Here is a 25,972-nt window from a genome sequence, read left to right as displayed (position 1 = left end):
CACGATGGGTTTTCTCCGTCCTTTCCATTGATCTTCATCTTGTGGTGTAACACAACGGGGTAATCTTCATGTATGCAGCAGGCAGGATGAACACAATAATACTGTCCATGATCCCGTTGGGTTGTCTGTTCTATGGCTCATTTCATGACCCCATTTACCTGAGGAGATAACATGAATCTTTTTCGCCGTGTTATCCCCTTGTATGTCCATATTGCACATCTTTTCTTAGGTTTGTTGCTGGTGTTTGCCCTGAGCACTCTCGGCCACCAATACCGACAGACAAAAATCATGCTGATGAAGGAAGCCGAAGATAGATTCAGCCTGATCGGCCAACTGACGATTCAAGAGCTGGAGGGACTATTTCGACCTGCGGCACTGAGCACCAATATGCTCGCCCAGCAACGCTTGATCGAGGCAACAACATTAGCTGCTCGCATGGCTAACCTTCCTTACATGGCAACCTTGCTAAAAGGACAGCGCTCAGCCAATGGGGTTTATGCCGGGTACCACAACGGCGATATGTTCTGGCTTATGCGCTGGCCTGCCGATGCAGAGGTGCAACGCCTGACCCCTCCAGCCAATACCCACTGGATATTGAAAAGCGTTCGGCACCAAGAGACTGCGACCCTCACGGACATCTTCGCGCTGACCGACAATCTCACCATCATCGAACACAAACAGGTATCAGGGCAGCTCTTTGATGCCAGAACGCGCCCATGGTTTATTCAAGCCAAACAGGCTGGACGACTGGTTCAAACGCCACCTTATATCTCGATCGATACTCAGGAGATAAACCTGAGCTTTGCCAAACCGATGCAGAACGGGGCTGGCGTCGTCGGGGTAGACCTGAGTCTGAGATCCATCGAACGCTTGCTCAAATCTGCCATGATCACCCCAAATATGCGGCAGGCCATCGTCAATGAGATGGGGGAATTGGTTACCAGTCATAAAGGCGGCATGATCATTCACGGTGAGAACGGGGCATATCGGCTAGCTAAGGTCGCTGAGGCAGAGCTCCCCATGCTGCAACATCTGATAGATGCCAGCCAACACCAGAACATAGATAAACTGACGTTTCACTCGGAAGGGCACGATTGGCAAGGAATGCGCATTGATCTGCCGGATGCGGATGAATCACGGCTATCACTCTGGATTGCGGCACCTGTCGATGAATTACTGGCTACCGCCATCACCATTCGCAACCAGACCTTCCTATTGTCGGGGATATTTCTGATTCTTGCCCTTTTCGCAGCAATAATGCTTGCCAGAACCGCCGCCAAGCCTCTTGATGCCCTGACGCAAGAGGCAGGAAAAATTGCCAGCTTCGACTTCCATGACCCTGTCCGGGTCAACACATATATTGCCGAAATCATCGATCTATCCCAGGCCATGGGTAACATGAAATCGACGATCCAGCACTTTTTGCAGCTTTCCACGTCACTCTCAAGCGAGACCAGCTTCCCCCGCTTGCTTTTACGGCTACTCAGCGAAATGCAGCAACTCACCGGTGCAACAGGCTGCATGCTCTACCTCTCCGATAACGGCAACAAGACGCTGGATCTGGCTGGGTTGTGCTGGAATGGTGAGGTACAGGAGCAAAAGCCAACCCACAGTATCGGGTCCCTCAATCAACCCAAACATCCACTGTTCCAGAGCTTGCAAGGAGTTGAACTGGAACCCGTCGCGTTGGTCACCAGCGAATTGCAGATCCTTTTTCCATACATCGAGGAAAGTGACACACCATTGACTTTCTGGCCGATAGCCCTGAAAAACCGCGATGGCCAACTGCTCGGCACCCTGGTGTTTTTGATCGATGAACAGCAGAAATCCCTGACCCCGCAGCGGATGTCCTTTGTCAAAGCCCTCTCCTCCACCGCCGCCGTAGCGCTCACCACCCAGCGACTGCTAGAGGAGCAGCGCAATCTGCTGGAAGCCTTTATCCAGCTCATCGCAGGGGCCATCGATGCCAAGAGCCCCTATACCGGTGGCCACTGTCAGCGAGTCCCCGAACTGACCAAGATGCTGGCAGAAGCGGCATGTGAGGCCAAGGAGGGCCCCTTCCAACACTTTTCGCTCGATGAAAAACAGTGGGAAGCAATACATATCGCGGCTTGGCTGCACGATTGCGGCAAAGTCACCACTCCGGAGTTTGTGGTCGACAAGGCCACCAAGCTGGAAACCCTGTGCGATCGCATTCACGAGGTCAGGATGCGCTTTGAAGTGCTGAAACGGGATGCCGAGATTGCCTACTGGCAGGCACGTCTCCATGGGGGTGATGAGGCCACGTTACAGGCCACGCTGCAACAGCAGTGGCAACAGCTGGATGAGGAGTTTGCCTTTATCGCCCGTTGCAACGAAGGGGGCGAATTTATGGCCACAGAGGATATTGCAAGACTGCAGCAGATCGCGGGCCGCACCTGGCAGCGCACGCTCTCCGATCGGATTGGGATCTCTCAGGATGAACTGGCGCGCAAACAGCGGGCCGCGGAGTCACCGCTGCCGGTCACCGACCCCTTGTTGGCCGATCGCCCGGATCACCTCTTCACCCGCAGCAACCGCGACCGCCTTGCCCCTGACAACCCTTGGGGATTTCAGGTCAACACCCCTGAATACCTCTATAACCGCGGCGAGCTCTACAACCTCGCCATCCGCCGGGGCACCCTCACAGATGAGGAGCGCTACAAGATCAACGAGCACATGATCCAGACCATCATCATGCTCGAAAAACTCCCCTTCCCCGCCAACCTGAAACAGGTGCCGGAAATCGCAGGGGGACACCATGAGAAGATGGATGGCACTGGTTATCCCAAGCGGCTGAAACGGGACGAGATGAGCATCCCTGCCCGGATGATGGCCATCGCCGATATCTTCGAGGCGCTGACCGCCGGCGATCGCCCCTACAAGAAAGCCAAATCTCTTTCGGAGGCCATCCGCATCATGGGATTCATGCAACAGGATCACCATATCGACCCCGAGCTGTTTGCGCTCTTTCTCCGCTCTGGCGTCTACCTGCGCTATGCCAAGCGTTACATGAGCCCGGAGCTCATTGACGAGGTGGATATCAGCCCCTATCTCGCCAGCCATTGATCGCCGCGAGGCACTCTGGGTTACCTGATGCCTGCAATCTGGGGATCTGCATGCAGACCCGCCGTCTTGTCACCGGTGGTCACCCCGATGCGCAATAGAGATGGGGAGGATATGCACCGGACAGCCATGCTAATCCTCTCCATGGCACCTTGTTCTGACTGACCTTACGGACACTTGCCAATAACGGTAATCGAACAAAAAACGATAAAAATCAAGATAGATAGCCAATTAAAACGACATAATTGACTATAGTTCAATCGAACGTTTTAAAAACGTGACCACTTCACATGGGCCCAGCGCAATGACCACTGAACGGGAACCGTTGATCCGCTCACTGTTTGATGAGTACATCGAGCTGTATTCATCACGGGATGATCGGCTCACCACGCGGTTTAGCGACAATTTCAGCGGTTTTGCCGGCAGCAGTGATGTTCTGGTTACCGATAAAGATGAGTGGATCCGGATAACCCGCCGCGATTTTGCCCAGATCCCGGGCAGGATCCGCCTGGAAATACTCGATGTAACCCTGCAAGATCTGGCCGCTGATGTGGTGGCTGTCACCGCCTTCTTCCATATCCATCTACCGAAATCAGAACCTATCCTCTCCCGCAGAACCGCCAGGTTGGTGCTGATTTTTCGACACGAAGCCATGGCGTGGAAAATTGCTCACAGCAGTATCTCCATCCCTTACAGTGCTGCTCGGGAAAGCGAAATTTACCCGATGACCAGTCTGGAGGAGCGCCAACATGAGCTGGAGCTCATTATCGAGCTCAGAACCAAGGAGCTGGCGGAAGCGAACCGGAAACTGGAAGCGCTCAGCAATACCGACGGGCTCACCAATATCGGCAACCGTCGTCTGTTCGACAACTCATTGAACCAGGCCTGGGAACACTGTATTCAGACAGAGATGCCGATTGCGCTCATCATACTCGACATCGATCATTTCAAGCAGTTCAACGATCTCTATGGCCACGTTGCCGGTGACGAGTGCCTTCGATTGCTGGCCCATACCCTGGCGCAATCCGGGCGCCGCTCGGGGGAGTTGGTGGCTCGCTACGGCGGAGAGGAATTTGTCATCCTGCTGCCACATGTCGAGCGTCAATCCGCCTATGAAATTGCCCAACATATCCAGCGACTGATTTTTGCACTGGCGCAGCCACACGCACAAAATGCCACCGGTCTGGTGACCGTTAGCATGGGTGTTGCCTGCCTCAGACCATCGAGTCACTGGCAGCCATCTGAACTGGTCAAACTGGCTGATTCTGCGCTCTACACCGCCAAATCATCCGGCCGTAACTGCATCAGAGTGGCGGAGTCACCCAGCCTCCCGCAACCAGTCTGCCCATAAGTCCCTCATACGCCCCCATCCTCCTCACGGGAAACCACTGCGCGCTAACCATGCACGGCAAGGCTCAACGCATCCCATCGCAACATACCTTCCCACTGATCCAGTGTGCTTTGATAGGTATCCGCCGCGTTGTAATGGGCCATGGCATGCAGGCGGGCATGATGGCCAAGTCGCTTGACCACATCGGGCATGGTGTTGAGGCTGGCCAGCACCTGCGCCAGATCGCCGGGATCGTTTGGCTGATATTTGCGGCAATTCACGTCATCGGTGAGGTGTCGATCCCACCAGGCGCCATCGGCCGGGATCACTACGCATAATCCCGCCGCCATGGCCTCCAGAATGGAGAGACCAAAGGGTTCCTGGTGACTCGTGGAGACAAAAATGCCGCATTGAGATCGGATCTCGTCAAGATTGGCGGGGTTGGCATACCAGTGCGTGTCTGGCAGCTGTGGCTGAGGCTGGCTACAGGGCTGCAGCGTGCCCTTGGGCTGCAGATAGCACACCATCAGCTCGGGGCGAGCATCAGGGATCAGTTGATGGGCGGCCAGCATGGTCTCCAGCCCCTTCCAGCGCAGCAACGAGGCCGCCCACAAAATACGAGGCCCCCCCAGAGTCGCTTTGGGCCAATCAATCTCGCTCAAACCATTGGTAAATGGCTGCCAGTGTGACGGGAACTCGGTCTCACCAAGCCGGGCCAGCAATGCCGCCAAGGAGCTGCGGGTTGATTCGAGATAAAACACAAAACTCGCCCGTTGCAAGGCTCTGGCAGAGAGCCCCGAGCACCCCACAGGGCCATGGATCAGCTGAACCACCCGGCACCGCAACCAGCGGGCCGCCCAGTAACAGCAGAGATCCACCCCCGGCCCGGACGCCGCCACCAGGCACTTCACCTGCCCCAGACGCAACACCAGCCAGAGGATCAGCAGGGTCTGCCACCCCTGTTTGAGCAGATAGCCGATGCCGGACTCCCGCCCCTTCAATATGTGGGGCAGCCAAAGAGGATGATGCTGACAACGGGACCAGGAGCCGGGATCCTGGGTCAGCACATGGCATGTGAGCCCGGGCATCCGTTTGGCCAACTCATCGAGCAGCACTTCGGTCGCAACCTTGGAGCCACCGCGAAACGGGATGGGATCCACGACGATGACCTTTCCAAACACCGGCTCAGTTTGCATGCTCATCTTGCTACTCCCTTACTCTGGCACCTTGCGGCGGCCAAACCCCAGTTGCACTCTTTGCGCCACTCTTGCCACCCCACTCGCCAGCATATTGCGCCCTCTGGCAACGAGTCGTTGCCCCGCCCAATGAATGAGTGTGCGATAGGGCGCGGGGGCCGTTGAGTGCCAACGACCAGCCCGCGCGGCGTCCCACACCGCCGTGACCCCGTCGACATAGCGCGCCACCGTGAACAACTGTGCGGCACGCAACTGAGCGGCCCGCCCCATTTCACATCGGCGCTGCGGATTGCTCAATTGCCGCCAGTGATCAGCCATCTCGGCCCAATCCCCCGGGGTTGCCAGCAAACCGGTCACCCCCTCCTCCACTACTTCAGGGATGCCGCCCACCCGATAGGCACTGACCGGGAGCCCCAACATGCCCGCCTCCGCCAACGTCAGACCAAACACCTCCTCACGGGCTCCAGAGACCAGCAGATCCACCCCGCCCCGCAAGATCGCGGCACTGTCCGGCCGCTCGCCCAAAAAGTGGACGCGCTCGGCCACCCCGAGTTCGACAGCCAACGCCATCAATGCTTCCCGCTCCGGGCCGCTGCCAATGATCAGCAACTGGGCCTCCTCCCCCGATGCCATCAGGGCAGCCAGCGAGCGGATCAGCAGATCAATCCCCTTGCGTTTGATCAGGGAGCCGACGGTTGCGATGATCATATCCCCCGGGGGCAAGCCCAGCATGCCGACGACCGGCCAGTGAGCACCGCCATTCAGACGAGCGGCATCCACCCCGTTGGGTACCCGGATCAACCGATCGGCCGCGCAGCCATCCTGGCGCCAACCGATCAACACCGGCTCGCTCACCCCGATCAGCACGCTTGCCTGATGAACCCGCAGGCTGAATCTGTCTCTGGGCTGGTAGCGGGCATGGAGGTGGCACACCAGCGGCACCTGCAACGCCCGACAGACCCCCACCAGCCACTGACAAGGGGCCGCGCTGTTGGCATGCACCAGCCCAATCTGCCGCTCGGTGATGAGCTCTCTGGCTCGCCGGGAGAGGCGCCGATGGGCCGCAAGATCAAAGCGGGGCGCCTGCCATCCCAGCAGCAGGCTGAACGGCTCGACCATGGTTTCTACCCCGAGGGTGGCCGCCTCTGCCGCCAGCGTTGGGCTATTGCACCAGAGCAACGGCGTAAACCGACTGCGATCGAGGTGGGCCAGCAGATCCAGCAGGCAGCGTTCGCTGCCGCGGATCCAGTCCTCTCCGTAGTGAACCAGCAAAACAGGGATTGCGTTCATCCTCTTGCTCCCTTTGGTGGCACTGCCGGCAACCGGGTTGCCTCCTGATGATCCGCAGCGGTGGCCTTCACCTCTGTGGCCGCCTGCTGCACGTACTTGATGGCGGCGACGGCCAGCGCCAATTCCAGATAGATGGGCCAGGTAAAACCCTGGGTCAGGAAGGATCCCGAAATCACAAATCCCACCATGCTGGCCATCACCCCCTGCATCGCCGTGATCACTGCAGGAGGCATGCCAGCAAGCTGACAACGCCAGCAACTGCGCAGTGTCACCGTCACCATGCCGATAAACAGCGCCAGCCCGACAAAGCCGGTTTCAGCCAGCACCCCGAACCAGGTGGAGTGCACCGCATGATTGAGTCCATCCCAATGGGGGCTGTAGAAGAAGTAGTTGTAATAAAAATTGGACAAGCCCACCCCTACCAGCGGATGGCCCAGTGCCATCCCCCAGGCAGCTTGCCAAGCGTAGATCCGCCCCATGGCCGAGGCATCGACCCCGCTCTCGGCGGCACCGCCAGATGCCCGGTCGCTGATCCCGGCGGCGGCAAACAGCACCACCAGCGCGACCATCCCCAGCGAGATCAACAGGGTTTTCGACTTCACCCGCTGCCAGGCAAACAGGCCACCAACGGCGCAGATACCCAGCAAACCACCCCGGCTCTGGGTGGCGATAATGGCGGCCGCAGTCAGCGCAAAGCCGAGCCCCCCCAGTAAACGCCCCCCCACCCCATTGCCCTGATTGAGCAGCAAGCTCAGCGAAAAACCGGCAGGAAAGAGCAGCACCAGCGCCAGATCGTTGGGATCCCCCAGCACAGAGCCCAGCTCGCGCCCTATGGTCACCCGGGTCCCCTCCACCAGTCCGATCCCGCTCGCCTTGTTGTAGAGGGCCACCAGCGCCACCAGACAACCCGCCACCACAAAGGTGCGCACCGCCAACGCAAAATCCCCCGGGGTGCGCACCAGCCAGGCGGTGGCCAGGGTCATCAGATAGATCTTGCTGTAGCTGCCGGTCCAGGTGGCAATCGCCTCGCCCCGGTTGCTGGCAAACAGCACACCGATGGAGACCATCACAAAGAAGGCCGTCAGCCAGCTCAGGGGTTGGCTCCAGTAGGGCTTGATCCGGCCGGTCAGCAAAATGTGCCAGACCAGTGCGCCGATGGCGGCCAGCGAGAAGAGCAGCGGGATCTTGAGGGGATAGAGCTGGGGGAACACCTCATGCAGTCGAAAGAAGGAGAAGGTGACAAATCCCAGCACCATCAAGAAGGGCCAGCGCAGGGCAAACCAGATGGCGGGAATGGCAAGGCCGAGCACTGGCAGCAGCAAGGGATGGGGCAGCCGCCACCAGAGCAGGGCCAGCACCAGACAGATGGCGCTTGCCCAGATGGCTGGCGTTAGACGAGCCATGATCCTGCCCACCATTGGCCGAGCCAGACCATCGCCAGTGCCCCGAGCGAACTGGCCCAGAGGGGCGAGAGGCGATACGGCAGCGGCAGCAACCGCTGGCTCACCAGATAAAAGGCGAGCGCCCGCACCAGATAGACCAGCAGCAGGGTCCAGATCACCCCGGCGACCCCGAAGGGGGGGATGGCGAGCAGAAAGCCTGCCACCCCAAGGGCGCTGCAGCCCAGATTGATCACCATCTGGGCATTGCTCTTCTCGCCGCTAAAGCAGCCGACATTGAGCAAGTCCGAAACATTGCGCACCGCCATACCCAGCACCAGCAGCGGAATATAGGCGATCGCCCCGTGATAGCTCTCCGGGGTCAGCCAGCGAATAAGCAAGGGGGCAGTGAGCCCAACAATCCCCGCGGTGACAAACCCCAGTACCGACCCCATCACGCTGTAGTGGGCATTGAGTCGCAGTCCATCAGGCTCGCGCAGCAGCATGAAACGGCGGGGATACCACCAGAGGGCAAAGGGTTGCAGCAACAGCCCCACCGCCAGCGCCAACTTGCCCGCCACCGCGTAGTAAGCAAGCAGCGCCTCCCCCACCACATCGGCCAGCAGCCAGCGATCCAGTCCGCTCAGGGCAAAGCCTGCGAGCCCGCTCACCACCAGGGGCAATCCATAGCGCAGCAGCGGCCGATAGTGCTGCCAGTCAAAGCGGATCCCGCTATCTCGCCACTGCCAGAGACTGAGCAGCAGCGCCAGTGCAACACAGGTCAGGGTGCCGGAGGCCAGCACCCCGCTCACGCCCCAGCCGAGCCAGAGCCACCAGCCGGTCAACACCGACTGGATCACCGCCTTGCCTGCGGTCGCCACGAAAAAGAACCGCGCCTGATTGCGCATCCGCAGCCATGCCAGCGGCACGCCGATCACCCCTTCAAACGGCAGGGCGCAGAGCACCCAGCGCACATCCGCAAGGCGGGTTTCCACCGGCAGCCAGGCTTGCACCACAGGCGCCAGCAGCCAGAGCAGCACCAGACTGGCCAGGGCGATCAGCCAGACCAGACCAAACATGCGGGCCACCACCTGCTGACGCTCCTGCTCATCTTTCGCCAATCCGGCAAAGCGGTAGAGGGCATCCACCAGCCCGAAGCCAAGGATCAGGGAGCCCAGATTGATGAGGGTCAGCAGCACCTCCAGCTGGCCGTATTCACGAGGCAGCAGCTGATGGGTCAGCACCGGCAGCATCAGCAGGGAGATCCCCTTCATCAAGAGCAAGCCACCGGCGTAGTAGAGCATGGCAATCTGGTTCACACCAAGTTTCATAGGGCCTCCCAGCCACCCGAAGCATCTCGCTTCGGGTCAGCTACCGCTAATGCAAAGCCCACGCCACTCACTCCCGCCCAGAGACGATAGCTTCTCTGTGCGGCTTAACCGTCCAAAACAGGCCCAGAATGAGACTGGCATTTGCGTTTTGCACAACGCGGGCTGCAAATTGCACCGACCGGCGCAATCTGCCCCTCCTCTTAGCCCCATTTGGCCCGATCACACTGGGGTCGTCCTGTTGGCCCGATCCCTGCTTTCTGCTTAGCGAGCAACGGACTGCACCAGAGGGAGAGGTCGCCATGAACACCATCAACCTGCACCGCATGAAAAGCTGGGCAAAACAGGGGGAGACGCCACTGGCCCGCCGGGTATGGCGACTGGCCAAAAGTGCCCGCCACTGGTCATGCCCAGTGATCCCTCCCCTGCATCGGCTGCTTTATCGGCTCTATTTGCTCGGCAGCAACGCGCTGGCGACCCTGACCCGCACCCTCTGGTGGACCCCCTTGTTTCAATCTCGCCTCACGGCCCCCGCTCCGCGTCTCTATCTCTATGGCGGCATCCCCTATATCAGCGGTCCGGTCACCATCGAAATTGGTGCCGACTGCCGCCTCAGCGCCGCCATGACCATCAGCGGCCGGGCATCGAGCCAGACACCAAGGCTGGTGATTGGCCGCAATGTCGGCATTGGCTGGCAGACCACCCTGGCGGTGGGCAGCAAGATAGTGCTGGGGGATAACGTACGGATTGCAGGGCGTGCCTTTCTGGCGGGCTACCCGGGGCACCCGGTCAACGCCCGCGATCGTGCCCTTGGCAAACCGGATCGCGATGAACAGGTGGGGGCCATTGTGCTGGAGCAGGATGTCTGGCTTGGCACCGGGGTGATGGTGATGGCCGGTGTCACCATAGGCGCCGGCACCATTGTCGCCGCAGGCAGCGTCGTCACCCGGGATCTGCCCGCAGGTGTGCTGGCAGCGGGTGTACCGGCCACCGTACTTCGTCCCTTGCAACCACAGGATCACAGCGACCTCGCACACGCTTCGGAGACCTTTTCATGAAACCACACTCACTGCCGCAACTGGTGGTACTGGGCGAGGATTGGGGTCAGCACCCCTCCAGCACCCAGCACCTGATCAAGCGTCTGTTGCCCGATTATCAGGTGCTCTGGGTCAACTCCATCGGCATGCGTTGCCCCCGCTTTACCCTTCATGATCTCACCCGCATCGTCCGCAAACTGGGGGCCGTGCTGCGCGGCGCACGCCATTCTGGCGGCCAGTCGGTTGCGCCATCCGAAGCCAGCAGCCCCCGGGTACTGCCGCCGCTAGCCTTGCCGCTACCGGGCAATTGGCTAGCGGGCAAGATCAATGGCCACTGGCTGGCGGCGCAGATCCGGCGCCAGCTGCCCGAGCTGGATCGCCCCTTGCTCTGGATCTCCCTGCCCAGCGCCGTCGATCTGATTGGCAAGCTCGAAGAGCGGGCGGTCATCTACTACTGCGGCGATGACTTCTCGGCGCTGGCGGGGGTGGATCATCAGGCTATCGCCCACTGCGAAACCCGACTGGTAGAAAAAGCGGATCTCATTCTGGCCGCCAGCCCCGCGCTGGCCAGCCGCTTCCCCCCCCATAAAACCCGGCTCCTCAGCCACGGTGTGGATCTCGAGCTGTTTATGCCCCCCAGAGAGCGTCCGGCGGATCTCCCCTCCGGCCGCCCCATTGCCGGATTTTACGGCAGCCTGAGCGACTGGATTGATATCCCCCTGCTGGCAGAGACGGCCGCCGCCCTGCCCCACTGGGATCTGGTGCTGATTGGCCCGGTCCAGACCGATATCTCCCCCCTCAAGGGGCTCCCCAATATCCATCTGCTGGGGCCCCGTCCCCATCACACGCTGGCGGCCTATGCCCAGCACTGGCAGGTGAGTTTGCTGCCCTTTGTCGACAACGCCCAGATCCGTGCCTGCAATCCGTTGAAATTGCGTGAGTATCTGGCCGCAGGGCGCCCCATCGTCAGCACCGATTTTCCGGCGCTCGATGGCTATCGGGATCAGATCCAGCTCCCCCGCAGTGGGGAGAGCCTGGCCCAGGCCATCAATCGGGCCGCCTTTGATCAACCCAATCCGGGCTGGTTTCAGGAGAGTGGCTGGGAGGGGCTCACCCGCAGCGAAGGGCGCCACACTCGCCAACAACAGGTGGCCCTGCAAAGCTGGGATCACAAGGCTGCCGAGCTGAACAACTGGTTGAAGGGGCTAGCCGGATGAGCAAAAGGCTCTGGCTGGTTATCCTGCTCTGCGCCAATGCAGCGATGGGCGCTACCCGGCTGGAGGGGCAGACCCCGCTGCCCCTGACAGGTAACCAGACCCCCCAGCGGCTCGATCTGAGCACCCACAACTGGCCAATAGGCAGCGATGATGAACTGGTGATCGAGGGCCATAACCCCAGCGCCCGCCCGCAAACCCTGATCCTGCGTATCGACGATGAGGCCTCGGTCAACTACCGCAGCCGGGTCAATCTGGAGCGGATTGTCGCCCCCGGCCCCTTCACCCAGCGCTTTGCCTTGAGTGAGTGGCGCACCAGCCAGCCCAGAGCGCTGGCGCTGGACAAACTCACCAAGCTCTATCTCTTTATGGCCGATAACGCCCCCTCAATGACCATTCACCGCTGGTACTGGGAGCCCGGTCTGACTCTGCCTGCGGGCACCATTGCGCTGGATCTGGGGGCGGCGGCTGCGCCCCGCTTTACCGGCTTTGAGCCCCTGAGCCCGGGGGATCCCCGGCTGATTGGCCACCCCACCGCCATCTTGCGCCCCTCCGGCGATGCCCTGGTGCGCGATGGGCTGCGCAATCTGGATGGCGTACGGGTGGAGGTCGCCAAGGGGCGCTACCAGCTCACCCTCTGGCTCGATGACCCCGGCGAGTGGGAGTATCTGCCCCACCCCTTCGAGCGCAGCGTTCTGGTCAATGGCGAGCCCATCTGGGCCGAGCAGTGGCAACCGCAGGAGTGGCTAACGCAGCGCTATCTGGCGGGACAATCCCGCGAGGCACTGCCAAACCCGGATCCCTGGCAGCTGTTCGGGGCACGACAGGGCGGCCCCGTTCATGTCACCCTGAACCACCCAGGCGGCCCGCTCACTATCACACTGGTAGGTCACTCACCGGATGCCAAGTACCTGGCGGGACTGCTGCTTGCCCCCTATCCGGCCCCCACCAGCAAAGAGGCGCTCCCGAATAGTGGGAAAGATCACGCTGTATTGGCCGACGCTACCGCCATCGTGCTGACCAAGCAGCGCCAGCTGTTTTTGGAGAAGTGGACTCTGGCCCCCTATTCCCCAACCCCAGCCCCTGCTTCGCAGCAACTGAGCCTCACGCCGATTACAGATGCCGCCCCAACCCTGCAGATCGCCCCGCTATCTGCGGCCGATGCGTTGCTGCAGGCTTCACAACCGGTGCTGGCGGCCCGTGGCAGCCAGCTGTTGCTGGAGTTTGCCATACACGCCGCCACCGACGATCCGGCCCCCTTGCTGGTGATCCAGCCCCCCGAACAGGCAGGATCACCGCTGGCGCTGATCCCCTATTACGGCAAGTGGCATCTGGTTCGCCCGCAGGCGAGCGGCACCCTGTTGGCCCCCTCGGATCAGGAGCTGGTCGAGGGGATCGCCGGGCTCACCCTACTGGCAGGGGTGCCACGGCGTCTGGTGCTGCAAATGACCGTCCCCAGAGACGCCCCGGCGGGACGCTATCTGGGCAATATTCAGCTGCTCAGCCAACAGCAACTGGTGCAGCTGCCACTGACTATCGAGGTGCTGCCGTTGACCCTGCCCGCGGCCAGCAAGCCGGTCGGCATCTATGTCGAAGCGCCCCCCTATCTGAACTGGCTAAGCCCAAACCCCGAGGTGCTAAAAGAGCAGATCGCCACAGCCAGTCGCTGCGATCTGGAGCGGCTCGCCAAGCTGGGGATCAGCGGCCTCTCGCCCGCCCTGCCACAAGATGAAGCAGGGATGCGGGAGATCATGGGAGAAGCGGCCGGGCTCGGCTTTGTGCCCCCCCTGCTGGCCTATACCCCGCTCAAACGCTGGGGGGGCGACCCTGCCAGCCAGCTTGATCAGTGGCAAGCGCGGCAACAGGGGCTGACCGCCAGCGGCTTGCCCCCGCTGGCATGGAGCCTGTTTGATGAGCCGGATCTTGCCACTCTGCCCGCCATTACCAGCCTGGCGCGGGAGATGAAACGGCGGGATCCGGCGGTGCTCCGCGCAGGTCACTTCAATCATCCGGGTCAGGCTGGTCTGCTGGCAGAGGTGGAGATTGCCTTGATCAACGCAGGCTTTGGCGCCGACAAGGCCGATGTGGCGCGGGTACGCCAGCACAAGGTCACCCCCTGGTTTTACAATCTGGGCACCCCGAGAGCCGCCGGGTTCTATCTGTGGCAAAGCGGCGCCGAAGGCTATTTGCAGTGGCATGGCCGCATGCCCACCGCCCTGCCCTATGACCCCACCGACGGGCGGGAGAGCGACTTTATGCTGCTCGGCCCACAAGCCTGCGAGGCGCACCGCCTCTCTCACGATCTGCTGCTGTTGCAGCAAGCCATCGAAGATCTGCGCTGGCTCGCCTGGCTGGAGCAGGAGGCCCGCTATCAGGTGGAAGCCGCCCTGCTGCTGGAGCGTCTGCGCGATCAGCTGCCGACCCGCTGGCAGGTGGCAGAGCAACTGCCCTCTGCCGCCTGGATCCAGTGGCGCCGCGAGATTGAACAACTGGCCAAGGGATTGAAAACATTGCAAACTGGTGCCAACTCATCCTCCTGAAGTGACTGCGTATGGCCAACCAGACTCCCCGCTCCACAGCCAAAGACAGCGCCCTGCGCTGCCTGTTGCCCCTAATGCTGCCATTGCTGATCCTCACCGGTTGCGCCCGTCAGGAGCCGGTCAATGAGACCCTGCCGATCCTCAACCAGTTGCGGGAACAGCAACTGGCCGAACAGCCCCAGCTGCAACTGCAGTACCAGCAAGCGGAGACACAACTGCCAGCGGATCAGGAGCAGCTGCTGCATCAGTTTTTAGGACGCAAGGATCCGGCCCGAATTGCGCTGGTAAGCGGCCCCGGGCTGCAAACTGACATGCTGGAGAGTGCGCGGATGGCGAGCGTGCGACTGACCGCCCTCACCCGTTTGCTGGGAGCTCGCGCCATTGAGCTGGAGCCCCGCTATGACCCCATGCTGGCCCCCAATACCTTGCTGATCCGCATTCTGCCAAACGGTGAATCGGGGTCGGTCACCCCAGCGGCGGCGCAATAAGGCCGAGGCAAGAGGTTGGCAAAGCCACCCGATAGAGGGGATAAGGGGCCAGCCCCCACAACTTGCGCCAACCCTGGGTAAGACGGTACGAGAGCAGCGGCGGGCTCTGGTGCAGCTCGCCTAAAAACATCACCCCCTGACTCATCCCTTCACCCGCCAGCGTCACTGACATCGCCTCGCTATCAGGCGCCACCAGCATGGCCTGCAGCAGGCCGTCACAGCGGGGATGGGCCAGCTGATAGCTGACATAGGTGCCGCCCAATACCGGCGTGGCCACCCGCAAGCGCCAGCCCAACTGGACCAGCTCCATTAGCATGGGTTTGGCCCCCTCATTGATCGCCCGGTTCTGATAACGCCAGCCCATGGCGGCAGCACTGAGCAGTGCCACCAGCAACAGCAACAGATATCCCCTAGATAGACCCATCACGGCGCCCCCTTAGAAAGAGGATGGTCATCACCAGCAGCATCATATTGACCACCCGGCTCTGATAACGCCACCAACCGCAGATATCCCTTAGACAGACCCATCACGGCGCCCCCTTAGAAAGAGGATGGTCATCACCAACAACATGATGGCCCACTGGTAGAGCTGGGCCAGCGAGCCGGTATGCAGCCAGCCATACCAGCGCAGATCCAGGCTCATCAGCACCAACCGCAGCTGATTGGCCCCGATATAGAGCAGGCAAACCAGCAGCAACATGGGCCACTGCCGGTAGAGGGGGCGCTCCGGCGCCAGCCAGCAGCAGGAGACCAGCCAGGAGAGCACCACCAGATAGAGTTGAGAAAACGAGGAGCACCCCTTGAGCACGATCAGCGCATGGCCCCCCAACCGCTCGATACGATTGCCATCAAGGCGAGTCTCCCAGCCTAGCAGCTGCAACCACTGGCCCACCACCCAGGCATCGAGCGCCAGCACAGGGCCAGAGAGCAGGGCAAACACCTGCTGCCCCCACAACACCGCCACGGTAAAGGCGAGCACAATCTGCAACACCGCCCGCTCATCGCCACTCTGATGACGGCGCCACAGCGAGGCCACCAGCAACAGACAGGCCAGCGCCTTGCAACTGGCGCTGGGGATCAGGATCAGCAGGATAAAGAGGGCGAGCGCCAGTGGATGCGGGCGCCAGCTCGGTGCAACCCGCGATGCAATTTGCCACCAGATAGCAATCAGCAACACCACCAGCAGGTTGAAGTGGCCCATATTGAGCCACACCATGCCCCACTGATTGGCCAAACCAAGTAGCAGCCAGTTGGGTGCCCACTGCCAGGGACGGATCTCCATCGCAACTCCTGCCGGTTATCAGCGCTTTTGACCGCTGTCGCAAGTTCCATGCCTGCCCGCTCTCACCCGGACCAAGCCAAGTCAGAGGATGCAACAAAGCTGGCACGCTTTATTCATTCCACCCTGCTGGCACTAGCGCCAGGGAATAGGAGTGAGCAATGAAACTCAAACCGTTGGCAGGGCTGCTGGGGATGTTGTTGGTAACCTCCCCCGCATACGCCTTGACCGAAGTCGATACCGAACTGCAACTGCTGATGGATGTGTCGGGCAGCGTCAGTTCATCGGAATTCAATCTGCAATTACAGGGGTATGTGGACGCCTTTTACAGTCAGGATGTACAAAGCGCCATCCTCGACACCAGTGGTGGCAAACTCGGGTCCATCGCCGTACAGATGATCATGTGGAGCAGCAGCAACCAGCAGAGCGTGATGACTGACTGGTTCCACCTCTACGACATGACCTCCATCAACAACTTCGCCGCCACCCTGGATGCCCTGGTGCGCCCCTATGCGGGGATGACGGCCCCCGGTTCGGCCATGGCCTTTGGTGCCCAGCAGTTTGATACCAACAACTACACCGCCGCCCGCCAAGTGATGGATGTGTCGGGTGACGGGATCCAGAACAACGGGCTGGATACCTCTACCGTGCGGGATCAACTGCTCGCCTCCGGCATCGATACCATCAACGGCATCACCATAGGTCAGGACTATGCCGATGGGGTGTTGCAAGAGTGGTATGTGGAAAACGTGGCGGGCGGTCAGGATGCATTTGTCATCAATGCCACCACCTTCGCCGACTTTGGCAATGCGCTGGAGCTCAAACTGGCTGCCGAAATTGAGGGGGGCATTATTCCGGAAGGTGCACTGGCCGCCCCCATCGAGGAGATCCCGCTGGCCGCCCAGCTGCTGCTCGGTATGCCGCTACTGCTAGCCTGGCGCTATCAACGCCGTAATCAGGGACGCCTGCAGCAAGCCAACTGGCAACAAACCCCCGCCATCGGCTGATCTATCACCTCGTGTGTCGCGATTAGGGAGCTATGGCTCCCTGATTTTTTTGGGGCAACGATGACCTGAATACAGCGCGAAAAGGCTAGTCACCCTGACGAAATTAGCCCGATTGACAAATATGCCAAGTCTTACCATATGGATGCTGCGCCGCTTGTTCTTCTGAGGGCAACAACGATAACGCCTCCAGAGTGGATGCGATAAGTTCACTCTTACCCAGCGCCTGGCGTAGAGAGAGCGCCTCTGACAACACGGCGCGAGCGTTGTCATAAGCACCGGTCTGTGCGAGAGCCTTGCCAAGATGATGCAATGCGAAATGCCGCATAAGGGATTTTGGTTGCAACCGACAAACTACTTGGGTGGCCAAGCTGACAGCTTCATCTGCACGATCGAGCCGCTGCAAAACCTGCACCAGGCGTAGTTCTGAGCTAACGCGAGCAGCATCGTCCTCTGAAACCATCTGCGCGGAGATCGCCTCTCGGAGAATGACTTCTGCCTGAGCGGCTCGTCCCACACATAGCAACATAAATGCGGCAGCGCTCCGAGCTCTTGAAGCATCTTGTGATAATGCAGCATAGGGATGCAGGGCGAGGGACTGATTGGCAACTGCCAGCATAGCTATTGGGTCTACCGCTTCGGGGAGCAGATAGGGAGCGCACAAGCGGTATTCCGTACCGGTGCCTGCGACGCAAAACGTGTAGTCATCAGTGAGCGCCATGGGTTGATTCATCGATCCTCACGTTTGAAATAAACTGCCTCGCAGCAGCCGCTACTTGCCAGAAGCAAGATACAAAGTTCGATTAGCTATATAACACCGCCTTCAGCTGCACCACCGCAGACGAATTCTGCTGGGAGGCTTTGTTATACGCGTTTAAAATTCAGGAGCGTTTTTAGAAAACTTAAAATATCAGGCCCATAATTCAATAAAGTTTTGGTTAGGCCATGAACCGCTGAGCATGATGTCACTGCCCAGGTTCCGTAGCCGGAGTCAACGTTTGAAAAATCAGCATATTTCTTGAAGTCGTATTCTTTCATGACATCAAAAAATGATTCACTGACACTTTTCAGAACATAATTATAAACATTTTCATTTACAGGCTTGGCGAACCTTAGTTCTTTCTCATCAATGTGTGGAAAAACGTCCTCGCCGAAGTATTTTCTCAATGTACCACCAACATGAGCCCCCCTTGTAACTTTTCTAGTCGCATAAAGAGTAGTAATAACAGCAATAATGGAACAAATAGTATCCCGATCTCTTACAACAGATGTCTCAATAGCTAATGCGACACTATCTTTTGTCGAAGGTCTGCTAACATTGCCTAACTTTTCTTGCAGCCAATCATCAATATTCTGTGCACCATCTAGAATAGAACCTCTCAATTCAGGATTCTGGGAGATTTCCTTCATAGCTCTTTCCATAAGAGTAATAATGAGTAGAGCTAATTTTATTTTTCCTTCCATAGCATACCTTTATGCATAAAAAACAATATTTTAAAATATTTTATGACAAGTGCCTAACGCCTTGTTTACCTGAAAATTAGGAGAACCATAGGTTCGATTAGCGAAGCGTAATCGGACGTTCGTGGCCTTCCTAGGAGATGCATCTTCAACAAGCCAACACTTTTCCATCTTGCTACTCCTATACCATCCCGAAGCTAACTCTCGAACAGACAGCAAAGGTCACCGCCTGAACGTATGCAATATTAGCCGGAAGTATCACCGCAAGCGTCCGATTACGCTTTGCTAATCGAACCTACGAGCTATATCAAATCCACACGCAGCAATTTGTTATGTTTACTTTGTATTTCTAATTTTGTTAGTTGCATAAATAAGTAACGACTTATCATATATTTTCTCTACTGATTCAACTATTGAATTTAAATGCTCTTTAAACTCACTTATTTGTATATGCATAAAATCATCAGTTAATTTGATTAGAACATCTTGAGGTAATGTAACGCTACTACCTTGCTTTTCACTGGCATCAAGTTTATGTAGCATTGACAACAAATCAAATGCTTCATCTGTGTAATTGGCATGATGAACGATTTTATTACGCATTTCTCTAAATTCAGTGCAATGCTTACGTAATTTTTTAAGTTGGTCAGCCATGCCAGATGATTGAACATGAGAATTTGTGACAACTGACATATGAGAAATAGATTCGTCGGCAATACCTAAGTCATGTAGACTACTGGCTAGTATTAAAGCACGATCATAAATAGCACTGCTTCTAATCAAGAAATTTTCAATTTCATATTCTATATAATCTGCGTTTGTAAATTTTTCATCTGAACGTTTTTTGTTAACAACATACTCCAATTGATTTAATGACAGATGGCATTTATCAATTGCACAAGACAAGCGAACCAGAGTTTGCCCACAACGGAATACATACCACTCCAAATTATTTTCACAGTGGACTTCTTTTCCTTCTAACCCACGCTTTCGTACTGGATTATCAGAATCGTATAAAACAACTTCCTCAAATAAATGCACGCCCCCTCCAAATAAACATAACATTAATTATATTGAAGGCAGTATTAAACCAATAACTTATCATTCCGAACGACGCCGCCCTTTGATACATTACCCACTCTGAAAATCACTTTAAAATCATTAAATTACCAACCTAGCTCCAGTTTATGAACTGATTGTCTCTGTTTCATTTATTTGGGTCCATTTCTACCACTGTACAAAATCACAGTCAATCTGTTGCTATGGAAAATGCTACCTGCCTCGTCTTCTTAACAACATCAGGACGCAAATCGAATCGAGCCTAATTAAATAGCGTCGCCTCCCAAAACACCGCCTGATACTCATAAAAAAGGCCTTATCACAAGGCCTTTTCAGAAATATCCAGATTCAGACTGGCAGCCCGCTGGTTGCGCCAATCAACCCGGCTCCGGTGATAAGGGCAACACCTGCCCATCGAGCGCCTGATCACTATGGGATGGATAGTCCGGCACCGGCTCGCAGTAGGGAATCCGGCTTAGAACCGGTGCCTTGACCAGGGCGGCCAGCTGATCGGAGCGGCGCAGGCTGGCATCCGCCAGTTCGGCCACCAGCGCAAGACCGCAGCCGAGCCCCAGCCCGCCAACAATGCCCGCCAGCAGAAACAGCCAGAGCGGGTAGTTGCTCGGCTTGCTGGGGGCAAAGGGCTTGTCGATCACCTTGATCCGCTCCCCCTGCTCGAAGTTGCCCAGATCGCCGGTCACCTTGGCCTTCTCATAGCGCAGCAGCAAATCCTGATAGAGAGTGCGCTTGACCGCAAGATCCCGCTCCAGCTCGGCGAGCTGGCGCTCGGTATCCCCCTGGGAGTCGACCACCTTGTCCAGCCCATCCAGCTGGCTCTTCAAGCCGGCGGCGTTTTGCTCCGCCTCCGTCAGCTGCGTCTGGGCCAGCTGCCACTCGGGCCCGCGGGCCATATCCGGCTGGGATTTGAGCTGCTCGAACTCCTGCTGCAACTGGTCAATCTGATAGCGCAGACTCTGCACCTTGCTGTGCTCGTCGCTGTAGCGGGCCCGCAGCAACACCAGCTCGGTGCGCATCAGCTGCAGCTTCTCATCCAGCTGGCGGGCCAGCTGACTCTCCTGCCCCAGCGATAGCTGATCGACCCGGGCCTTGGCCTGCTGCAAGGTGATCAGGCTCTCGGCATAGCGCTCCTGCAAACCATAAAGACGGGCGACGTTGGTACTCTGCTGCTGGGGCAAGGCGCTGGCATGCTCCCGTTTAAAATCGGCGAGCAGCTGCTCGGCCGCTTGCAGTTCGCTGCGGCGGCTGTCGAGCTGGCTTTGCAGGAAACGTTCGGACGATTCCGCCGACTGGCGCCCCTTGCTGAGCAGGTTGAAGAAAAAGCGCCGCGAAATGGCTTCGAGCAAACCGGCGCTGTTGGCCGCCGAATCCGCCTTGACCTTTATCTCGATCACCTCATCGCCGATCAGCCGCAGCGAGACGGCACTCGAGAGCCAGTCCATGATGGCATCGCGCTGGGCTGGGGGGGTCTCATCATTGACCAGACCGCGATCCCGCGCCACCCCATCCAGTACATAACGGCTGCGCAGCAGGGCTTCAAGCACCGCAAAGCGATCTTTCAGGCTCTCCTGAGTGATCAGATCCTTGAGGGTCGGTGTCTGGTTGGCATCTTGCGGCACCATAAAGGTGGTGCGGCTCTCATACTCCTTGGGGGTGAGCAAGCCGACCGTCACGCCCACCAGCGGCATCACCAGTACCGGGATCACCAGCAGATAGCGACGGCGCCAGGCGGCAAAGAGAATGATGTAGAGGTTGTAATAGAACTGGACAGGCATGGCCTCACTCCCTGAGAAAAGCGCTCCCCTCGCACGATGCAAAGGCAGTGCCACCAGAGGAGCTGATCGCCTCTGTGGGCAGATCGCAAGAGTGGTACAAGATTCGCATTCTCCCGCTATCCGGGGTGTTACCCCTTCCCTTGCCGGAGCGCGAACCATGTTGTCATCAACCCCGTCGCACAGACCCCATCCCCGCGGGAGCGCCAGCGCCAAGCCCATCGTGCAACCTGCCCTGCAACCTGTCGTACAAATCGTGCAGCACCTGCAGCCCGGCGGGCTGGAGACCATGGTGCTCAACCTCACTCAGGCAAGCCCGGCCGATCAGCCGGTGCATATCATCTCCCTTGAAGGGCGCAAAACGGATGTGCTAAACGCCTGGCCCGCCCTGCATCCCTTTGCTGGCAATATTCACTGTCTGGAAAAGCCTGCGGGCTGGTCGCTGGCGACCCTCTGGCGGCTCACCCGGCTGCTGCGCCAACTCAAGCCCATCGCGGTACATACCCACCATCTGGGGCCTATGCTCTATGGCGGCTTGGCCAGTCGGCTGGCCCGGGTGCCCACCCTAGTACACACCGAGCACGATGCCTGGTATCTCGATAACCCGCATCAGCGCACGCTGGCACTCTTGGGTGTGCGCATCTTGAAACCCGTTCTGGTGGCGGATGCCACTTTGGTCGCCAGTCAGCTGCAAGCCAAGCTTGGCCAACTGTCACCGACCGTCATTCCCAATGGCATTGATGAACAGCGCTTTGCGCCGGGCGCCATCAACCCCGCCCGCCATGAGTTGGGGCTGCCCCAAGAGGTCAAACTGATTGGCTGCGCCGCCCGCCTTGAGTCGGTCAAGGGTCACACTCTGCTGCTGGAGGCGATCCGCGCCCTGCCGGAGGAGGTGCATCTTGCGTTGGCTGGGGTCGGCAGTTTGCAAAATGCGTTGCAACAACAGTGTCAGCAACTGGGGATCGCCCATCGGGTCCATTTTCTGGGGCTGGTCGAAAACATGCCGCGCTTCTATCAGGGGCTGGATCTCTTCTGCCTCCCCTCGCTGGCGGAGGGGATGCCGCTTTGCGTGCTGGAAGCACAGGCCTGCGGGGTACCGGTGGTGATGAGCGATGTGGGGGCGGCCAGAGAGATCGTCTGCCAGGCCAGCGGCCATATCCTGTCGGAGCGGGATCCCGACCGCCTTGCCCAGCTTCTGGCACAAGGGTTGCTGCAGTGCCATAGCCTGCGTGCCGTCACCCGTGAGTTTGTGTGCCAGCAAAGCAGCTTGAGCCGGATGGCTCAGGCCTATCAGCAGCTTTACAACCGCTGATCAAGCGACCCGATGACCAGAGGAGCATCCCATGGAATGGATCATGATCGTGTTCTGGCTGTGCGCTGTACTGGTGGTCTACCACCATGTCGGCTATCCCCTGCTGCTCAAATTCGGTGGTCGGCAGGCGCGCAAGGTAGCCAATCCACCGCGCCCTCTGGATCGAGGGTTCAAAGCAGACGCCACCGATGAGGCGCTGCCGACCATCACTTTGCTGATGCCGGTCTACAACGAGGCGGCGACCATCGCGGCCAAGCTGCAAAACCTCGCCAGCCTCGATTACCCCGCCGACAAGCTGTGGGTACATGTGCATTTCGACGGCTGCAGCGACAACAGTTACCCCATTGCGCTGAGCCAGCTCGGTGATCCCGCCCTGCAGCAGTTGCAGATCAGGCTGTTTGATCACCCCCGCAATCGCGGCAAGGTCGCCGTGCTCAACGAGGCCATGACCCGGGTGCACAGCGATCTGGTGGCCCTCACCGATGTCTCGGCCCTACTGCCCATCGACAGCCTGCTGCTGGCGGTCGCCCATTTTGCCGATCCCAAGGTAGGGGTGGTCGGGGAAGCATACCGGTTCTGGCAACCGGGCTCTCAGGGCGAGGAGAGTTACTGGCACTATCAAAGCCAGATCAAGCTCTGCGAGTCGGCCCTTGGCGGCATGCTGGGGGCCCATGGGGCCTTTTACATGATGCGCCGGGAGTGCCTCACCCCACTGGCCGCCGATACCATCAACGACGATTTCATCCTGCCGATGCAGGCCATCGCCAAGGGGTATCGGGCGGTCTATGACAATCGCTGCGCCGCACTGGAGCTGGAAGTTTCCGATGCCGCGCTGGAGGCGACACGGCGCAAGCGGATCGGGGCTGGCAACACCCAGCAGCTGTTGCGGTTGCTGCCCCTGCTGCACCCCAAGTTCGGCTGGGTTGCCTTCAACTTTGCCAGTGGCAAGGGGCTGCGGGTGTTGATGCCGCTCTGCCTGACCCTGCTGTGGCTCTGCGCCATCCCGCTGGCTACCCAATCTCTGCTGTTTCAGCTGCTGCTGGGGCTGCAACTGTTGGGGTATCTGCTGGTCATCCTGATCCAGCTGACCCCTGTCCACCCCTGGCCCAATCTGTTTCGCAAGATCCACTATCTGGTACTCGGACACTGGTACAACGGCATGGGCACCCTGCGCTACTGCCTGCGCGCCCCCATACGTTTCATGTCACAGGAGAAAGCCGTATGACACACCCCATTCCAAGATTGACCCTGGTGGTCAAACGCAGCATGGATCTGCTCGGTGCCACTCTTGGCCTGCTGCTGACGCTGCCGCTGTGGCCACTGATCATGCTGGCCATCCGGCTCGATAGCCCGGGGCCAGTGTTCTTTCGTCAGTTGCGGATCGGGCGCAGCCACGCCACCCATACCGAGCTCTTTTTCATGATCAAGTTTCGCACCATGCGCGCCGATGCCGAGGCGGCCACCGGGCCGGTCTGGTGTGGCAAGGGGGACAGCCGGATCACCCGCAGCGGCGACTTCCTGCGCAAAACCCGGCTCGATGAGCTGCCGCAGTTTATCAATGTGCTCAAAGGGGAGATGTCGCTGATCGGCCCCCGTCCGGAGCGACCCGGGATCGCCAACCGGCTGGAAGATGCGGTGCCGTACTTTATCGAACGCACCTATGAAGTGGCCCCCGGCATTACCGGTCTGGCACAGGTCAATCAGGGTTACGACGAGTCGCTGGATGATGTGCGCAGCAAGCTGGCGTTCGATCTGGCCTACTCGGTCGCCCTGCTCCACCCCTGGCGCTGGCTGGTGCAGGATGTGCATATCATCGGCAAGACGATCGCCATCATGGTTGGCAAGAAGGGGCGCTAATCCCGCCAATCTCAGCCACATCTCAACCCCATCAGGCCATTGTCACTGCAATGGCCTTTTTTTATGGCGCATCCTTGTGGCAAATCAATGGTGATCACAGATAAGTCAGCGATCTGATCGCCATCATCTGACCCCATCCATCCAAAGGCCTGATGCCAGATTAACCAACCGCAGGAACCCAAGCGTTGCGTGATCACAGAAGCAATCCGCCCCCTGCTTCCCATAACACCGGCACATAAAAAACGAGTGGCCAGCAGCCACTCGTTTTGGCAGGTTTCGCTTTGTGATTCAGACGCCGTAGACAGCCAGAATATCGGTCACTCTGTTGTTGACGCTGTACCCGCGGGCTATGGTGTTGCGGGCCGCCTGACTCATTTTGCTGCGCACCACCCCATCGCTGCGCAGCCAGTAGTTGACCAGCTCCGCCATATCCCTCACATGGCCGGGCTCCACCAGCCAGCCATTGGATTTATGGTCGATCAGATTGACCAGGCCCCCCACCGCAAAGGTACAAACCGGTATGCCGTGAGCCATCGCCTCCAGGGCCACCAGCGGCAACCCTTCAAAGCGGGAGGTGATGCAGAGCAGGTCGATGTTGTGCCACTCATTGGCCATGTTTTGGAAACCATGAAGCTGGACGCGATCACCGTACTGCTGCCATAAAGCCCTTTTCATGGGGCCATCCCCGTAGAGATGAAACGCGCCCTCCGGGCAGAAGGCGGCCAGCTGGCAGAACGCCTCCGGCCCCTTTTCCGGCGAGAGGCGGCCGACAAATGCAATCCGGTTGCCAGTTACCGATGCAGGCGTTGCAGGCATAGGCACAAAGTTGCTGATCACCGTGCTTGGCACAGGCAATTTGCGAGCGATGGGCTCGCTCACTGCAATACACTTCGCAAAACGCGCTGTAGTGCGATCCAGCCAGCTGTAAAACTTCAGCAATCCCTCCCCGTCATCTCCACTGTGAAAAGTCGAGACCACCGATTTACCGGTGAACCAGGCTGTCAGCCGCCCCAGCACCCCGGCCTTGTAGCCGTGGGTATGGATCAGCACAGAAGCAGGCTGGCGGGCCAGACGGCGCATAAAATCGCGGCTGTTTTGGCACACCTCGTAGGGCAAGCTCTGTTGTTTGAGCAGGGTCGTAAAAGGGGTCATACCGTGGTTGCTCACCAGCACTATGGTGGGGCGAAATCCCCTGGCCAGCAGATCGTTGGCGAGATGGATAATGTGAACTTCAATTCCACCGACCTGACGCGCATCGATGGCCAGCCAGATCTGCTGCATGGGTAACATAAGGCCCTCCTCCCGTGGCTCCATGCCACCTGAA

Annotated in this window: 21 protein-coding genes; 10 read left to right on the top strand and 11 right to left on the bottom strand. The window is 58.8% G+C overall.

What is annotated here, in order from left to right; translation table 11 throughout:
• The first annotated feature begins 288 nt into the window (after positions 1–288).
• The gene (locus G5171_RS01330; RefSeq protein ID WP_421259705.1) at positions 289–3,087 is read left to right on the top strand and encodes an HD domain-containing phosphohydrolase; all 2,799 of its coding nucleotides are present in this window, start codon (positions 289–291) and stop codon (positions 3,085–3,087) included.
• Between the two features lie 301 nt (positions 3,088–3,388).
• Positions 3,389–4,435 (top strand): diguanylate cyclase domain-containing protein, encoded by a 1,047-nt coding sequence (locus G5171_RS01325; protein WP_421259704.1) that lies wholly within the window; start codon positions 3,389–3,391, stop codon positions 4,433–4,435.
• A gap of 44 nt (positions 4,436–4,479) precedes the next feature.
• Here the strand turns inward: G5171_RS01325 and G5171_RS01320 are convergent, their stop codons facing one another.
• The 4 genes from G5171_RS01320 to G5171_RS01305 are packed head-to-tail and all read right to left on the bottom strand — an operon-like array spanning position 4,480 to position 9,610.
• Positions 4,480–5,616 (bottom strand): glycosyltransferase family 4 protein, encoded by a 1,137-nt coding sequence (locus G5171_RS01320; protein ID WP_421259703.1) that lies wholly within the window; start codon positions 5,614–5,616, stop codon positions 4,480–4,482.
• A gap of 12 nt (positions 5,617–5,628) precedes the next feature.
• Complete coding sequence (locus tag G5171_RS01315) at positions 5,629–6,900, bottom strand: glycosyltransferase family 4 protein (protein ID WP_421259702.1); 1,272 nt, start codon at positions 6,898–6,900, stop codon at positions 5,629–5,631.
• Positions 6,897–8,303 (bottom strand): O-antigen ligase family protein, encoded by a 1,407-nt coding sequence (locus G5171_RS01310; protein ID WP_421259701.1) that lies wholly within the window; start codon positions 8,301–8,303, stop codon positions 6,897–6,899. Before G5171_RS01310 ends, G5171_RS01315 begins: the two co-directional genes overlap by 4 nt.
• Positions 8,291–9,610 (bottom strand): lipopolysaccharide biosynthesis protein, encoded by a 1,320-nt coding sequence (locus G5171_RS01305; protein ID WP_421259700.1) that lies wholly within the window; start codon positions 9,608–9,610, stop codon positions 8,291–8,293. The genes G5171_RS01310 and G5171_RS01305 overlap by 13 nt, the downstream gene beginning before the upstream one ends.
• A gap of 299 nt (positions 9,611–9,909) precedes the next feature.
• Between G5171_RS01305 and G5171_RS01300 the strand changes: the two genes are divergently transcribed.
• Genes G5171_RS01300 through G5171_RS01285 form a run of 4 tightly spaced genes read left to right on the top strand, consistent with a single transcriptional unit; the run spans position 9,910 to position 14,886 of the window.
• Positions 9,910–10,665 (top strand): acyltransferase, encoded by a 756-nt coding sequence (locus G5171_RS01300; RefSeq protein WP_421259699.1) that lies wholly within the window; start codon positions 9,910–9,912, stop codon positions 10,663–10,665.
• Entirely contained in the window at positions 10,662–11,861 is a 1,200-nt protein-coding gene (locus G5171_RS01295; protein ID WP_421259698.1) for a glycosyltransferase, read from the top strand. The genes G5171_RS01300 and G5171_RS01295 overlap by 4 nt, the downstream gene beginning before the upstream one ends.
• Entirely contained in the window at positions 11,858–14,398 is a 2,541-nt protein-coding gene (locus tag G5171_RS01290) for a hypothetical protein (RefSeq protein WP_421259697.1), read from the top strand. Before G5171_RS01295 ends, G5171_RS01290 begins: the two co-directional genes overlap by 4 nt.
• Before the next feature lie 11 nt (positions 14,399–14,409).
• Positions 14,410–14,886 carry a hypothetical protein gene (locus G5171_RS01285; RefSeq protein WP_100653878.1) on the top strand — a complete coding sequence of 159 codons (477 nt, stop codon included), beginning with the start codon at positions 14,410–14,412 and terminating at the stop codon, positions 14,884–14,886.
• Here the strand turns inward: G5171_RS01285 and G5171_RS01280 are convergent.
• Both G5171_RS01280 and G5171_RS01275 read right to left on the bottom strand, forming a co-directional pair.
• The gene (locus G5171_RS01280; protein ID WP_421259803.1) at positions 14,864–15,310 is read right to left on the bottom strand and encodes a hypothetical protein; all 447 of its coding nucleotides are present in this window, start codon (positions 15,308–15,310) and stop codon (positions 14,864–14,866) included. The genes G5171_RS01285 and G5171_RS01280 overlap by 23 nt on opposite strands.
• A gap of 90 nt (positions 15,311–15,400) precedes the next feature.
• Positions 15,401–16,168, bottom strand: coding sequence for a hypothetical protein (locus tag G5171_RS01275; RefSeq protein ID WP_421259696.1), 768 nt, complete (start codon positions 16,166–16,168; stop codon positions 15,401–15,403).
• Positions 16,169–16,326: 158 nt separating this feature from the next.
• Between G5171_RS01275 and G5171_RS01270 the strand changes: the two genes are divergently transcribed.
• On the top strand, positions 16,327–17,172 hold the full coding sequence (locus G5171_RS01270) for a DUF1194 domain-containing protein (RefSeq protein WP_368151326.1): 846 nt from the start codon (positions 16,327–16,329) through the stop codon (positions 17,170–17,172).
• A 103-nt stretch (positions 17,173–17,275) separates the two neighbouring features.
• On the opposite strand, the gene G5171_RS01265 is transcribed toward G5171_RS01270, so the two are convergent.
• The 4 genes from G5171_RS01265 to G5171_RS01250 form a co-directional block, all read right to left on the bottom strand.
• Positions 17,276–17,902: a hypothetical protein gene (locus tag G5171_RS01265; protein ID WP_421259695.1), complete on the bottom strand. Its 627-nt coding sequence runs from the start codon at positions 17,900–17,902 to the stop codon at positions 17,276–17,278.
• 131 nt (positions 17,903–18,033) lie between these two features.
• Positions 18,034–18,579 (bottom strand): hypothetical protein, encoded by a 546-nt coding sequence (locus G5171_RS01260; protein ID WP_421259694.1) that lies wholly within the window; start codon positions 18,577–18,579, stop codon positions 18,034–18,036.
• 387 nt (positions 18,580–18,966) lie between these two features.
• Positions 18,967–19,671 carry a Cthe_2314 family HEPN domain-containing protein gene (locus G5171_RS01255; protein ID WP_421259693.1) on the bottom strand — a complete coding sequence of 235 codons (705 nt, stop codon included), beginning with the start codon at positions 19,669–19,671 and terminating at the stop codon, positions 18,967–18,969.
• A gap of 395 nt (positions 19,672–20,066) precedes the next feature.
• Complete coding sequence (locus G5171_RS01250) at positions 20,067–21,482, bottom strand: GumC family protein (RefSeq protein WP_124929590.1); 1,416 nt, start codon at positions 21,480–21,482, stop codon at positions 20,067–20,069.
• A 157-nt stretch (positions 21,483–21,639) separates the two neighbouring features.
• On the opposite strand from G5171_RS01250, the gene G5171_RS01245 reads away from it, so the two are divergent.
• From G5171_RS01245 to G5171_RS01235, 3 genes are read left to right on the top strand one after another with little or no spacing between them, the layout of a single operon-like run.
• Positions 21,640–22,791 carry a glycosyltransferase gene (locus G5171_RS01245; protein ID WP_421259692.1) on the top strand — a complete coding sequence of 384 codons (1,152 nt, stop codon included), beginning with the start codon at positions 21,640–21,642 and terminating at the stop codon, positions 22,789–22,791.
• Between the two features lie 31 nt (positions 22,792–22,822).
• Positions 22,823–24,016, top strand: a complete 1,194-nt coding sequence (locus G5171_RS01240; protein WP_042010803.1) for a glycosyltransferase family 2 protein — start codon at positions 22,823–22,825, stop codon at positions 24,014–24,016.
• Positions 24,013–24,648 (top strand): sugar transferase, encoded by a 636-nt coding sequence (locus tag G5171_RS01235; RefSeq protein WP_005333398.1) that lies wholly within the window; start codon positions 24,013–24,015, stop codon positions 24,646–24,648. Before G5171_RS01240 ends, G5171_RS01235 begins: the two co-directional genes overlap by 4 nt.
• Positions 24,649–24,936: 288 nt before the next feature.
• Here G5171_RS01235 and G5171_RS01230 read toward each other — a convergent pair whose 3' ends face one another.
• Complete coding sequence (locus tag G5171_RS01230) at positions 24,937–25,938, bottom strand: glycosyltransferase family 4 protein (protein ID WP_421259691.1); 1,002 nt, start codon at positions 25,936–25,938, stop codon at positions 24,937–24,939.
• Positions 25,939–25,972 lie beyond the last annotated feature (34 nt).

The organism is Aeromonas sp. 600774, assembly GCF_049175075.1.
GTDB lineage: Bacteria > Pseudomonadota > Gammaproteobacteria > Enterobacterales > Aeromonadaceae > Aeromonas > Aeromonas veronii_A.
Note: the sequence above shows the minus strand (reverse complement) of the source record. Positions and strands in the feature narration are given on the sequence as shown.